12 protein-coding genes are annotated in these 13,260 nt (G+C 75.1%); 6 read left to right on the forward strand and 6 right to left on the reverse strand.

Going from position 1 to position 13,260, the window contains the following annotated elements; all coding sequences use genetic code 11:
- Window positions 1-30 precede the first annotated feature (30 nt).
- Window positions 31-2,253, forward strand: a complete 2,223-nt coding sequence (locus AB0H75_RS05110; protein WP_367790623.1) for an MMPL family transporter — start codon at window positions 31-33, stop codon at window positions 2,251-2,253.
- Between the two features lie 33 nt (window positions 2,254-2,286).
- Here AB0H75_RS05110 and AB0H75_RS05115 read toward each other — a convergent pair whose 3' ends face one another.
- Genes AB0H75_RS05115 through AB0H75_RS05130 form a run of 4 tightly spaced genes read right to left on the reverse strand, consistent with a single transcriptional unit; the run spans window position 2,287 to window position 4,918 of the window.
- A complete protein-coding gene (locus AB0H75_RS05115; protein ID WP_367790625.1) occupies window positions 2,287-2,604 on the reverse strand; it encodes a hypothetical protein in 318 nt (105 codons plus the stop codon).
- 44 nt (window positions 2,605-2,648) lie between these two features.
- On the reverse strand, window positions 2,649-3,296 hold the full coding sequence (locus tag AB0H75_RS05120) for an ArsR/SmtB family transcription factor (RefSeq protein ID WP_367790628.1): 648 nt from the start codon (window positions 3,294-3,296) through the stop codon (window positions 2,649-2,651).
- Window positions 3,296-3,790, reverse strand: coding sequence for a cupin domain-containing protein (locus AB0H75_RS05125; RefSeq protein ID WP_367790631.1), 495 nt, complete (start codon window positions 3,788-3,790; stop codon window positions 3,296-3,298). Before AB0H75_RS05125 ends, AB0H75_RS05120 begins: the two co-directional genes overlap by 1 nt.
- Window positions 3,791-3,829: 39 nt before the next feature.
- A complete protein-coding gene (locus AB0H75_RS05130; protein ID WP_367790634.1) occupies window positions 3,830-4,918 on the reverse strand; it encodes an alcohol dehydrogenase catalytic domain-containing protein in 1,089 nt (362 codons plus the stop codon).
- A 127-nt stretch (window positions 4,919-5,045) separates the two neighbouring features.
- On the opposite strand from AB0H75_RS05130, the gene AB0H75_RS05135 reads away from it, so the two are divergent.
- From AB0H75_RS05135 to AB0H75_RS05145, 3 genes are read left to right on the forward strand one after another with little or no spacing between them, the layout of a single operon-like run.
- Window positions 5,046-6,317, forward strand: a complete 1,272-nt coding sequence (locus tag AB0H75_RS05135) for an ABC transporter substrate-binding protein (protein ID WP_367790637.1) — start codon at window positions 5,046-5,048, stop codon at window positions 6,315-6,317.
- 12 nt (window positions 6,318-6,329) lie between these two features.
- Entirely contained in the window at window positions 6,330-8,942 is a 2,613-nt protein-coding gene (locus AB0H75_RS05140) for an ATP-binding cassette domain-containing protein (protein ID WP_367790640.1), read from the forward strand.
- A gap of 2 nt (window positions 8,943-8,944) precedes the next feature.
- Entirely contained in the window at window positions 8,945-9,685 is a 741-nt protein-coding gene (locus tag AB0H75_RS05145) for an ABC transporter ATP-binding protein (RefSeq protein ID WP_367792330.1), read from the forward strand.
- Between the two features lie 3 nt (window positions 9,686-9,688).
- Here AB0H75_RS05145 and AB0H75_RS05150 read toward each other — a convergent pair whose 3' ends face one another.
- Together AB0H75_RS05150 and AB0H75_RS05155 are read right to left on the reverse strand one after the other, a co-directional pair.
- The gene (locus tag AB0H75_RS05150) at window positions 9,689-10,411 is read right to left on the reverse strand and encodes a dienelactone hydrolase family protein (RefSeq protein ID WP_367790643.1); all 723 of its coding nucleotides are present in this window, start codon (window positions 10,409-10,411) and stop codon (window positions 9,689-9,691) included.
- A gap of 64 nt (window positions 10,412-10,475) precedes the next feature.
- Window positions 10,476-11,447, reverse strand: coding sequence for a LysR family transcriptional regulator (locus AB0H75_RS05155; RefSeq protein WP_367790646.1), 972 nt, complete (start codon window positions 11,445-11,447; stop codon window positions 10,476-10,478).
- 73 nt (window positions 11,448-11,520) lie between these two features.
- Between AB0H75_RS05155 and AB0H75_RS05160 the strand changes: the two genes are divergently transcribed.
- Window positions 11,521-12,189: a type 1 glutamine amidotransferase domain-containing protein gene (locus tag AB0H75_RS05160; RefSeq protein WP_367790649.1), complete on the forward strand. Its 669-nt coding sequence runs from the start codon at window positions 11,521-11,523 to the stop codon at window positions 12,187-12,189.
- A gap of 96 nt (window positions 12,190-12,285) precedes the next feature.
- Entirely contained in the window at window positions 12,286-13,257 is a 972-nt protein-coding gene (locus tag AB0H75_RS05165) for an alpha/beta hydrolase (RefSeq protein ID WP_367790652.1), read from the forward strand.
- Window positions 13,258-13,260: the final 3 nt, after the last annotated feature.

Raw genomic sequence — 13,260 nt, forward strand, 5'->3', positions numbered from 1 at the left:
CAGGACGGGCGTCGAGGTGGGGGCTGAGCGATGACGCGGTTACTGGGACGGCTGGGCGGCTGGTGCGCGCGCCACGGGAAGATCGTACTGGCGTCATGGGTGGTGGTCGCGGCCGCCCTCATGGGGGCCAGCCTCGCCTTCCCCGGCCCGACCAGCAACGACGCGAGCATCCCCGGCACCGACGCCCAGCGGGCCCACGATCTGATGAAGCAGGGCTTCGGGCCCGGCTACGACCAGGGCGGCAGCGTCCAGCTCCTGGTGTACTCGCCCGACGGCCCCCTGCTGGAGGAGCGGCGCAAGAAGGCCGTCGAGGACGCGATCGAGCGGATCGAGGGCGTGCCGCACGTCGAGCAGGTGGACACCCCCTTCCGCCGCGGCGGCATCTCCTCCAACCTCCAGATCGGCCTCATCGGCATCCGCCTCCAGGGCCAGGACCCGAACAAGCTCGCCGAGACCACCGAGACCCTGTCCAAGGCCGCCGACCCGGCCCGCGCCGCCGGGCTCGAAGTCGTCCCCGCCGCCGCCTCCAACCCCGCCGACAAGGAGATCAAGACCGGCCCCAGCGAGGTCATCGGCGTGGTGTGCGCGCTGCTGGTGCTGGTCTTCGCGTTCGGGACGCTGGTCGCGGCGCTCGTGCCGATCTTCGCGGCGCTGGTCAGCGTGGCCTCGGGGCTCGGCCTGATCGGGCTGCTCGGCTGGGTCGTGGACATGCCCAAGCAGGCCGGCATCATGGCCACGATGATCGGGCTCGGCGTCGGCATCGACTACGCGTTGTTCCTGCTCTCGCGCCACCGCCGGCTGCTGGCCCAGGGCGTGCCGGTGGCCGAGTCGGTGCGGCGCACCGTCGCCGGCTCCGGCGGCGCGGTCGTCTTCGCCGGCGGCACCGTGATCATCGCGTTGAGCGCGCTGCTGCTGGCGGGGTTCCCGCTGCTGGCCACGCTCGGCTGGGTCACCGGCATCTCCGTCGTGGCCGCCGTGCTGACCTCGATCACGCTCGTCCCCGCCCTGCTCGGGCTGCTCGGCCACCGCGTCAACGCGCTCAAGGTCCCCGGCCTGGGCCGCGGCGGCGCGGCCGGCTCCGGCTGGGCCGGGCTCGGCTCGTGGGTGGCGCGCCGGCCGTGGCGGGTGCTGCTGGCCAGCGCGCTGGTGCTGGGCGCCCTCGCCGCCCCGGCGCTCGCGCTCAAGCTCGGGCCGCTCGACGAGGGGTACGGCACGCAGGGGTCGGACTCGCGGCGGGCGTACGAGCTGATGGCCACCGCCTTCGGCCCCGGCTCCAACGGCCCGCTCATCGTGGTCGCCGAGCTGCCCGAGCAGGTCGAGGACGCCAAGGACCCGCTGGTCGAGCGGCTGAAGAGCGCGATCGCGGACGTCGAGGGCGTCGCCCACGTCAGCGACCCCAAGGTCAACGACTCGGGCCGCTCGGTGCTGGTGCAGGCCATCCCCGAGTACGCGCCCAGCGACAGCAGGACCGTGGACGTCGTCCACGAGGTCAGGAGGATCGCGATCCCCGGCGTGGACGTGCACGTCGGCGGCAAGGTCGCCGGCCTGACGGACTCCGGGGACCGGATGGCCGAGCGCACCCCGCTGGTCATCGGCGTGGTGGTGCTGCTCAGCGCGCTGCTCCTGCTGCTCGCCTTCCGCGCGCCGGTGGTCGCGATCAAGGCCGCGGTGATGAACCTGGTCTCGCTCGGCGCCGCGTTCGGCGCGCTGGCGCTGGTGTTCTCCATCGGCCTCGGCAGCGGCCTGGTGGGCATGGACCCGCCGGTCAGCTCCTCCTACCTGCAGACCGTCTTCTTCACCGTGCCGATCGAGAGCTACGTGCCGCTGATGTTGTTCGCGGTGCTGTTCGGGCTGTCGATGGACTACGAGGTGTTCCTGCTGACGGCGGTGCGGCAGTCGTACGCGCGGCACGGTCGCAACGCGCGGGCGGTGGCCGAGGGGCTGGGCTCGACCGGGCGGGTCATCACGTCCGCCGCGCTGATCATGGTGGCCGTCTTCGTGGCGTTCATCGCCTATCCGGACGCGCTGGTCAAGACGTTCGGCGTGGGGCTGGCGGTGGCGATCGCGGTGGACGCCACGATCATCCGAGGTTTCCTGGTGCCGGCCACGATGGTGCTGCTCGGCCGGGCCAACTGGTGGTGCCCGCGCTGGCTGGACCGCCTCCTGCCGAACCTGTCGGTGGAGGGCCACGAGGAGGACGGCGAGGAGCCGGCGGAGCACGCCCCGCGCCACCGCGAGCCCGTCGGGGTGTAGGGGCCCGGCGGGCGCGGGCGGACGGGGCGCGCGTCAGTCGGGGTCGGCCAGGTTGCAGGCGGGCACCCAGCCGACGACGCCGGTGGTGGCGTTGCGGCCGTGGTGCCACAGGACGGTCTCGAACGGGCCGCACCGGTAGGGCCCGTGCTCCTCGGAGCGGTCGGACTCGAAGCCCTGGCCGGGGTGGCCCAGGCCGTTGCGGCCGGAGCCCGCCGCCGGGCGGCTCCAGATGATGACGCCGGGAACGGCGTAGTCGTAGACCCGCGCGGCCCGCGCGGCCGGGACCGCGACCGGGCCGCCCAGGGCCGTGGCCCCGAGCAGCCCGGCCGTGACGACGTGGGTGATGCGCATCCTGCCTCCTCTGTGGCCGTCGCTCAGAGTAGGGGGTGCGTCGCTCAGCGTTCCAGTGGTTTCTCGGCGCGTCGCCAGCCGAGGAAGCCGCCGTCCAGCGGGCGGGCGTCGTAGCCGTGCGCGCGCAGCACGCGCACCGCCTCGGGCGAGACCACGCAGTAGGGCCCGCCGCAGTAGGCCACGATCGCGGCGTCCCGTGGCAGGCCGGCCAGCCGCTCGCGCAGCTCGGCCATCGGCACCGAGACCGCCCCCGGGACGTGGCCGGCCGCGTAGTCGGCGGCCGGGCGCACGTCCAGGACGAGCGTCCCGGGGTCGGACAGGCGGTCGGCCAGCTCGTCGGCGGTGACGCCCTCCAGGGCGCCGAGCCGGTCCCGTACGGCGTCGCGCAGGTCGGCCAGCCGGTCGTGGGCGAAGCCCTCCAGCTCGCCGAGGAAGCGCGAGACCCGCTCGTCGGCCAGCCGGTAGTAGACGCGCGGGCCGTCCTTCCTGCTGGTCACCAGGTGGGCGGCGCGGAGCTGCTGGAGCTGGGCCGAGGTGTTCTTGAGCGCCACCCCCGCCGCCTGGGCCAGCTCCTCGACCGTGCGCTCGCGCTGGTCGAGCACGTCCAGCAGGCGCAGCCGCACCGGGCTGGCCAGGGCCTTGGCGACGCGGGCGAGCTGCTCGTAGATCGGCTCCTCGGGGAAGTCGGCCATCACACCATGTACTGGTCGTGCCGCAGGTAGAGCTCGGTCCACTCCTCCGGGGTGAGCCGGCGGCCGGTGGTGGCGATGTCGGCCAGCTCCTCGAAGTACGCCTCGCGGGGCGCGCCCGGGGTGAACAGGATGAGCATCGAGGCGGGCTCGCCGGACTCGTTGCGGAAGGCGTGCACGCCGCCCTCCGGCACGAACAGGAAGTCGCCGGGGCGGCCGGTGGCCCACGTGTCGCCGTTGAAGAGGCGGATCTCGCCGTCCAGGACGTAGAACGACTCGGTCATGGTGCGGTGGAAGTGCGGGTCCGGGCCGGACGGGCCGGGGCCCATCTCCCACCGGTACAGGCCGAACGCGCCGTTCGTGGTGCCGCCGGTGCCGAGGTAGTGGACCCGGGTGCCCTTCTCGCCTATCCGCAGGTCGGGCGGCAGGTCGCCAGGACGCAGGACGCCGCTGTGCCGGCCCTGCTCGTCGTGGTAACGGATCGGGGGATAGGACATTCCGCCTCCTTCTAACTTTCTAAGGAAGCTTAGATTAGCCTAGAACGTGATGACCGTGCGAGCCACGGCGCCTTCCCTGGCGTGGGTCACCGCCTCGTTGACGGCGTCGAGCGGCAGGCGCTCGGAGACCAGGCCGTCCAGGTCGAGGCGGCCCCGCAGGTAGAGGCCCGCCAGCATGGGCAGGTCGCGGTGCGGCGCGGCGTCGCCGCCCTGGGTGCCCATGAGGCGGCGCGAGGCGAACAGCAGCCCCGGGTCCAGCTCCACCGGGCGGCCCGCCGGCGGGCTGCCGACCATGACCGTCGTGCCGCCCGGCTGGGTGGCGGCGAACGCCTCCGTCAGGACGCCGGGGACGCCGGTCACGTCGAAGGCGTAGTCCGTCCCGCCGCGCACCAGCTCGCCCACCTGGCGGGGCAGGTCGGCGGCGAGCAGCGTGTGCGTGGCGCCGAAGCGCTCGGCGAGCTTGAGCTTCCGCTCGGCCACGTCGGCCGCGACGATCGTGGTCGCGCCCGCCAGCACCGCGCCCTGGATCACGTTGAGCCCCACGCCGCCGCAGCCCACGACCAGGACCGAGGAGCCGGGCCGGACCCGCGCGACGTTGAGCACCGCGCCGACGCCGGTGACCACGCCGCAGGCCAGCAGGCACAGCGCGGCGAAGGGGGCGGTGCCGGGGACCTTCACGCACATGGTCTCGGCGACGACGGCGTACTCGGCGAAGGAGCCGATGCCGATGAAGCGGCGGACCTCCCGCCCGGCCAGCCGGAGGCGGGGCTCGCCGCCCATGACGGCCCGCAGCCTGGCCGGATCGGAGCACAGGTGGAAGCGGCCCGCGCCGCAGTGCCGGCAGTGACCGCAGGGGCCGTTCATGGCGATGATGACGCGGTCGCCCGGCTCGACCGTCGTGACGCCCGCGCCGACGCTCTCCACCTCGCCGGCGCTCTCGTGCCCCAGGACGAACGGCGGCTCGCGCACCACGGGGCTCTTGCCGTCGATGGCCTTGAGGTCGGAGCCGCACACGCCGGACGCCCTGACGCGCACGCGGACCTCGCCGGGGCCGGGATCGTCGATCTCCACCTCGCGGATCTCCAGAGGGTCGTGGAAACCGGTCAGCACGGCCGCGCGCATCAGCATGGGCCTCACGGTAACCGGGCCGAGAAATTCGAGCAAGCGGTTGCTAGGTAGCCCGTTGACACCCTTTCCGGGCGAATCTACGCTTCCGGAAAACCAAGCGAGCGCTAGGCCAAATCGTGAGGAAACCATGATCGTACGGCGGGGTGCGACGGCGGCGGCGCTCGCGGCGGCGCTGCTCACGGGGGCGGTGGCGACGGCCGGCTGCGCCGCCCGGCAGAGGGGCGCGGCCCGGCAGGAGGGCGGCGCCGTGCCGGGCGTCACCGGCACGGCGGTCAAGGTCGGCGGCGTGCTCACCAAGACCAGCGCCAGCGGTTACTCGACCAGGGACGCCGAGATCGGAGCCAGGGCCCGCTTCGAGCGGGCCAACGCCGAGGGCGGCGTGCACGGCCGGAGGATCGACTTCGTCGGCGCCGAGGACGACGGCCAGGACGCGGCCAAGGGCGACGCGGCCGCCAAGAAGCTCGTCCAGAAGGACCAGGTCTTCGCCCTGGTGCCGGTACACGCCCCGAACTTCGGCGGCGCGGCCTTCCTGGAGCAGCAGGGGGTGCCGTGGTTCGGCTGGGCCACCGGCCCCCAGTGGTGCGGCACCAGGACCGGTTTCGGCTACAACGGCTGCCTGGCGCCCAAACGCGGCGACGGCTCCCAGACCTGGTGGGGCCGGCAGATGGCCGAGCTGCTCGGCGGCGCCGCGGGCAGGAGCGTCTACGTCCAGACCAGTGACTCCAGCGGCAGCAAGTACGGCGGCACCACCATCTCCCAGTCCTTCACCGCCGCCGGTTTCGAGCTGGCCGGCGTCGACTCCGGGCTGCCGGCCGCCGCCCCGCCCCCCGACTGGCTCCCGTACGTCAACAAGATCATGACCGCGGACGGCGGCGGCCCGCCCGACGTGGTGGTGTCGGTCATCGCCGGCACCAAGTTCAACGTCGGCCTCTACGCCGCGCTCAAGCGGGCCGGCTACCAGGGCGTCCTCACCGACGCCACCAGCTACGACGCCGCCGTTCTGGAGGACCCCGCCAGCGCGAAGGCGCTCGACGGCGTGATCGCCGCCCCCATGTTCGAGCCCTTCGAGTCCACCGCCCCCGAGATCGCCCGGCTCAGGCAGGACGTCGAGAAGGCCGCCCCCGGCACCCGGCTCACCCAGCACCTGGCGATCGGCTACTGGGCCGCCGACATCTTCCTCGACCTGCTGGACAAGACCGGCCGGGACCTCACCAGGGAGAAGCTCCTGTCCACCGCCAACGACGGCTCCTACCGGTACGAGAACCCGGGCTTCGGCCGCGTCGAGTACCCCAAGGACCACGCCGAGCCGAACGGCTGCGGCGCCCTGGTCAGGCTGGAGGGCGGCGCCTTCCGGGTGGCCAGGAGCATGAAGTGCTTCGACAACGTGCCGCTCAAGTGACGTGCCGCTCAGATGATCCTCGGCTACGTCCTCAGCGGCCTGGTCACCGGCGGCATCTTCGCGATCATGGGATCGGGCCTGACGCTCTCCTACGCCGCGACCGGGGTGTTCAACTTCGCCCACGGCGCGCTCGGCTTCCTGGCCGCCCTGCTGTTCCACGAGCTCACCGCGGCCGCCGGGCTGCCCGCGTGGCTCTCGGCGCCGGTCGCGGCCGGGCTGTTCGCGCCCGCCCTCGGCTACCTGCTGCACCGGACCATGTTCCGGGGGCTCGCCCAGGCCGGGGAGACCGCGCAGATCGTCGCCACGATCGGGCTGACCATCGCGCTGCCCGCGCTCGGCCTGCTGGTGGTGGACCTGGCCGGGCTGCCGCCCGCGGACGCCACCTCGCTGCCGCGCGGCGTCGGCCCGCACCCGGCCGCCGTGGTCGGCGTGCTGGGCGTGCGGCTCGACACCGACCAGCTCATCACGTTCGGCTTCGCGGCGGTGACGGCGGGCGGGCTGTGGGCGTTCATGCGGCACACCCCGTACGGGCTGCGCATGCGGGCCTGCGTGGACCGGCGCGGCCTGGCCCGGCTGCGCGGCATCGACGCCGACGCGACCTCCGCGCTGGCCTGGATGCTCGGCTCCGGCCTGGCCGGGCTCGCCGGGGTGCTGGCGGTGCCGGTGGTCGGGCTGGACGCGAGCGCGTACACGGTGCTGCTGTTCGCCTCGGCCACGGCGGCGGTGTTCGGGCGGCTGCGCTCGATCCCGTGGACGTTCGCCGCCGGGCTCGCGCTCGGCGTGGTCCAGAACCTGGTCGCCGGGTACGCCGGCTTCCTCCAGGAGGTCACCGGACTGCGCACGGCGGTGCCGGTCATCCTGCTGTTCGCCGGGCTGGTGCTGCTCAACCGCTCGCGCGAGCGGGTGGCCGGCAGCGCCGCCGAGGACGTGCCGCCGCCGGACCACCTGGCCGGGCTGCCGCCGTGGCGCCGCCGCCTGCCGTGGGTGGCCGGGCCGGCCGCGCTGGCCGCCTTCGCGCTGGCCGCGCCCGCCTACTACGTGGGCGTGGCCGCGCAGGGGCTGGTGCTGGCGCTGATCTTCTGCTCGTTCGTGGTGGTGACCGGGATCGGCGGCATGGTCAACCTGGCGCAGGCCGCCTTCGCCGCGATGGCCGCGCTGACCTGCGGATGGGCGTTCGCCTCCGGGTTGCCGTTCGTGGTGGCCATCGGGCTGGGCGTGCTCGCGGCGGCCGCCGCCGGGCTGCTCGTGGCGCTGCCCGCGCTGCGCCTCGGCGGGCGGGTGCTGACGCTGGCCACGCTCGCGCTGGCGCTGCTGGCCGACCAGGTGGTGTTCCAGGTGGACTCCTTCAGCAACGGCACCATCGGCTGGCCGCTGCCCGCGCTCGGGCTCGGGCTGGCCGACACCTCCGACCCGCGGGTGCTGGTGGCCGTGCTGCTGGTGCTCATCGGCGCCGTCGCGGTGCTGGTGCGCAACCTGGAGCGGTCGGCGTCCGGGCGGGCCGTCCTGGCCGTGCGCTCGGCCCCGGCCGCGGCCCTCACCTGCGGGTTGTCGCCCACCCGAGCCAAGATCACGCTGTTCGTGCTGGCGTCCGCCGTCGCCGGGCTCGGCGGGGTGCTGTACGCGGTCGCCAAGGGCTCGATCACCGCCACCGACCTGCCGGCGTTCTCCGGGTTCGTGTGGCTGGCCGTGGCGGTGCTCCAGGGCGTGCGCCGGATCGGCGGCGCGGTGCTCGGCGGGCTCGTCGCGGTCGCCGTTCCCGAGCTGCTGGCCACCTGGGACGTCTCCGCGCACGTCGGAGCCATCCTGTTCGGGCTCGGCGGCGTGATCCTGGCCAGGCACCCGGACGGGGTGCTCGCCCAGCTCGCCGAGGTGCGCCACCGCCGCCCGCCGCCGCTACCCGCCGCCGAGCCGGGCGGACCGGCCGGGCCCGCGCAGCCGGTCGGGGGCGCGGTGTTCCGGCTGGACGGCGTCGTCGCCGGGTACGCGGACTGCGTCGTGCTGCGCGGCGTGGACCTGGCCGTCCGCCCCGGCGAGGTCGTCGCGCTGCTCGGTGCGAACGGCGCGGGCAAGTCCACCGCCTGCGCGGCCGCCGCCGGGGACCTGCCGGTCACCGGCGGGCGCGTCCTGCTCGACGGCGAGGACGTCACCGCCTGGCCCGCCCACCGCCGCGCCCGGGCCGGGATCCTGCTGGCCCCCGAGGGCCGCGGCGTCTTCCCCGGCCTCACCGTCGAGGAGAACCTGCGGACCCGGCTGCCCGACCTCCGGCCCGTCTACGAGCGGCTGCCGCACCTGGCCGCGCGCCGCGACGTGCCCGCCGGCGCGCTGTCCGGCGGCGAGCAGCAGCTCCTCGCGCTCGCCCCGGCGCTGGTCCTGCCGCCCCGCGTGCTGATCGCCGACGAGCCGTCGCTCGGGCTCGCGCCGCTGGTCGTGCGGCAGGTCTTCGAGGTCTTCGCCGAGCTGCGCGAGCGCGGCGTGGCGCTGCTGCTGGTGGAGGAGAAGGCCACCGAGGCGCTGGCGATCGCCGACCGGGTGGCGTTCATGCGGCTCGGCCGGATCACCTGGGCGGGGCCGCGCTCGGAGGTGGACAGCGAGCGGCTGACCGCCGCGTACCTGGGGGCGCGGTGACGATGCTGAGCGTGGCGGGCGTGTCGGTGGCGTTCGGCGGGGTGCGGGCGCTCGACGGGGTGTCGTTCGAGGTCGCCGAGGGCCAGGTGTGCGGGGTGATCGGGCCGAACGGCGCGGGCAAGACCACGCTGTTCGACGTCGTGTCCGGGCTGCGGCGGCCGGACGCGGGCCGGATCCGCGTGGCCGGCCGCGACCTGACCAGGACGCCGCCGGCGCGGCGGGCCAGGGCCGGGCTGCGCCGCACGTTCCAGCGCACCCAGGTCTTCGGCCGGCTCACCGTGGCCGACAACGTGCTGGCCGCCCTGGACTGGCACGGGGGCGGCGGCGGGCTCGTCGCCGACCTGGCCGGGTGGCCAGGCCGGCGGCGGCGCGAGCGGGAGCGGCGCGAGCGCGTGGCCGAGGTGCTGGAGCTGTGCGGGCTCACCGCGCTGCGGCAGGCGTACGCCGCCGCGCTGCCGGCCGGCCAGCGCCGGCTCGTCGAGCTGGCCAGGGCGCTCGCCGACCGGCCCGCGCTGCTGCTGCTCGACGAGCCCACCTCCGGCCTGGACGCCGCCCAGACGGCGCGGCTCGGCGCCGTTGTCCGCGGGCTCGACACGACCGTGCTGCTGGTCGAGCACGACATGGGGTTCGTCGCGGACGTCTGCGACCGGGTCGTGGTGCTCGACCTCGGCCGGGTCATCGCCACCGGCACCCCGGCGCGGGTGCGGGAGGACCCGGTGGTGCGGGCGGCCTACCTGGGCTGAGCCCTACGCGTGCCGCTCGGTGAAGGACAGGATGCGCCGCCAGGCGTCCTGGCAGGCGTCCTCCCACTCCTTGTACGAGCGGTCGAAGAACGAGTGCGGCGCGCCCTCGTAGACGTGCTCCTCGTACGGGGTGCCGACCCGGTCCAGCGCGGCCTCGTACGCGGCGAACTCCTCCGGCGTCGAGACGGTGTCCGCGCCGCCCCGCAGCAGCAGGATCGGCGCGCCCGGACCGCTCTCGGGAGCCTGGACGGCCCGCAGGGCGCCGTAGAAGCCGATGCCGCCGGCGATGCCGTTGGTGCCCTCGTGGGCCTGCCGCCAGGAGTGCGCGCCGCCCATGCAGAAGCCCACCGTGAAGACCGGGCCGGGCAGCGCGTCGGTGGCGGCCCGCACGTCGGCGCGGACGCCGTCGGCGCTGAGCTGCCTGACGTGCGTCATGAAGTCGAAGTCGTCGCCGCGCTCGCCGATGCCCGCCGTGCGGCCGAAGTAGTCGATCGCGATCGTGCGGAAGCCCGCCTCGGCGAAGCGCAGCGCGAGGTCCCGGTAGAACGGGTGCAGCCCGCGTACGTCGGGCATGATGACGACGCTGCGGCCGTTCGGCTCGGCCGGCTCGGCCCGGAAGGCCAGCAAGCGGTTGCCGTCGGCGGCGGTCAGCTCGATCCGCTCGCTGGAGGCCACCTCGCCCTGGACGGGCGGCGCGGGCGGCCTGCTGTCGGTGGAATGGCACATGCCCGTCAGCATGCCCAGGGCGATCGCGGACGAACCGGGGGGATCCGGGCCTGCCGGGCCGCGCCTAGAACCGCGGAGCCCGGCGGAAGGCCGCGACGAGGTGGGCCCGGACGCGGGCCACGGCGGGCCGCACCCGCGCGCCCGAGCGGACCGCCAGGTAGCCGGTGTTGATCGGTGGCACCTCGGGGTCGGCCAGCGTCACCAGCGTGCCCGCCGCCAGGTCCGCGCGGCACAGGTAGGCGGGCAGGACGGACATCCCCAGACCCGCCCGGACGGCGGCCAGCACGCCCCGCAGGTCCGGGACGACGACCTGGGCCGTCATCGCCGCCCGCCGGCCGAACACGCCGCGCCAGTAGCGGCGCACGATCGGCAGGTCCTCGGCGTAGGCCACCAGCGGCAGCCCGGCGGGCGGCACCTGCCGCGCGGCACCCCCGTCCGCGCCCGCCCGCGAGGCCGTTTCGGGCGCCGCGACCGGATCGGGCGCCCCGGCCGGATCGGGCGCCCCGGCCGGATCGGGCACCGCGACCAGCCCGGGTGCCGCGACCAGCAGGAACTCCTCGTCGTACAGCGGGTCGGCCTGGACGCCGCGCAGGCGGGGGCGGATCGTGGACACCACCAGGTCCAGGCGGCCGGCGGCGAGGCCGGCGAGCAGGTCGTCGGCCAGGCCGAGCGTCGTGCGCAGGCGCAGCCCGTCGCGCACCAGCGGCGCGAGCATCGGCAGCACCACCTCGCACAGGAACTCGGCCGGGCCGCCCAGGTGCACGGCCTCGTCCGCGGGCAGCTCGGCGGCCACCACGGCGTCCAGCGCGTCCAGCGCGCCGGCCACCCTGCGGGCCAGCTCGTCGGCGGCGGGCGTGGGCGCGACGCCCCGGGGCAGCCGGTCGAACAGCGGCCGGTCCAGCGCCGTCTCCAGCGCCCTGACCTGCGCGGTCACGGCGGGCTGCGAGAGGCCGAGCGTCTGCGCGGCCGCCGTGATGGAGCCGGTCCTGTACACCGCGAGGAACGTCCTGAGCAGGTCGAGCGAGAGAGCCGTCACATCAATATTCTGATGGCTCGACCGGCCTGCGGTTATTTGTCGCTGATGGCGGGCGCGCGCCATCCTGGCAGGCGTGAACAAGCGCATTCTCATCGCACTGACCAGCCACGACGACCTCGGCGGCGTGGAGAGGACCGGATACTACGTGCCGGAGGCGGCCCACCCCTGGGAGGTCTTCCGCAAGGCCGGCCACACCGTGGAGGTCGCCAGCGTGCGCGGCGGCGAGCCGCCCCAGGACGGCTTCGATCCCGCCGACCCCGTCCAGGCGGCCTTCCTGGCGGCCCCGGAGGCCCACGGCACCCCCCGCCTGGCCGACCTCGACCCCGCCCGCTACGACGCCGTCCTGTACGCCGGCGGCCACGGCACCATGTGGGACTTTCCCGACGACCCCGGCGTACTGCGGCTCGGCAGGGAGGTCTACGAGCGCGGCGGGGTGGTGGCGGCCGTCTGCCACGGCCCGGCCGCGCTGGTGAACCTCACGCTGTCCGACGGGTCGTACCTGGTGGCGGGCAAGCGGGTGGCGGCCTTCACCAACGAGGAGGAGGAGCTGCGGGGCGTGGCGCGCGTGGTGCCGTTCCTGCTGGCCGACAAGCTGGCCGAGCGGGGCGCGCGGCACGAGCCCGGCCCCGTCTGGCAGGCGCGGGTCGTGGCGGACGGCCGCCTGGTCACCGGCCAGAACCCGGCCAGCGCGGCCCCCCTCGCCGAGCGCGTCGTGGAGCTGCTCGCCGAACGGCGGGCCTGAGGCGGCCGATCGCCGCCGGATGGCGGTTGTGCGGGGCGGGCCCGTCCCCGGACGATCGGGGGAGTAGCACGCCGCCTCCCACGGAAGGTTGACCGCATGGCCTACCACCCCAACCTGGACCCCGAGCTCAGGGCCGCGATCGAAGCCGTGCCCATGCCCGTCACCGACCTGGCGTCCATGACGCTGGAGCAGCTCCAGCGCATGCGCGCGCAGGCCAACGCGATCATGGCCGCCGCGCCCAGGATCGAGACCGACGTGACCGTCGAGGACCGGCACGTGCCGGGGCCGGACGGCGCGCCGGAGGTGGGGGTGCGGATCTACCGCCCAGCCGGCGACGGCCGCGACCGGCCCGGGCTCTACTGGATCCACGGTGGTGGCATGGTCATGGGCACGCCCAGGATCGACGACGCCATGATGATCGACTACGTCGAGCGCCTCGGCCTGGTGGTGGTCTCCGTGGACTACCGGCTGGCGCCGGAGCACCCGCACCCCGCGCCCGTCGAGGACTGCTACGCCGGGCTGGCGTGGACCGCCAAGGCCGCCGGCGAGCTGGGCATCGACCCCGCGCGGCTGGCCGTGGGCGGCGCCAGCGCGGGCGGCGGGCTCGCGGCGGCGACCGTGCTGCTGGCCCGCGACCGCGGCGGCCCCGAGGTGGCCTTCCAGCTCCTGATCTGCCCCATGCTGGACGACCGCGACGCCACCCCCTCCACCGTCCAGCACGCCGACGCCGTGGTCTGGAACCGGGACGCCAACCGGTACGGATGGCGGGCGCTGCTCGGCGACCGGGTGGGCGGCGCGGACGTGTCCCCGTACGCGGCTCCGGCCCGGGCCGGGGACCTGTCGGGGCTGCCGCCGGCGTTCGTGGACGTGGGGGAGCTGGAGGTGTTCAGGGACGAGGACATGGACTACGCGCTGCGGCTGGCGCGGGCCGGGGTGTCCACCGAGTTCCACCTGTACCCGGGGGCCTTCCACGGGTTCGACATGATGGTGCCGGACGCGGCGCTGAGCCGGCGGGCCAGGGAGGCCCGGGTGGCGGCGCTCCGGCGGGCGTACGGGCTCCAGGGCTGACTC

Origin of the sequence: Nonomuraea sp. NPDC050783, assembly GCF_040802095.1 — a bacterium.
Classification (GTDB): Bacteria; Actinomycetota; Actinomycetes; order Streptosporangiales; family Streptosporangiaceae; genus Nonomuraea.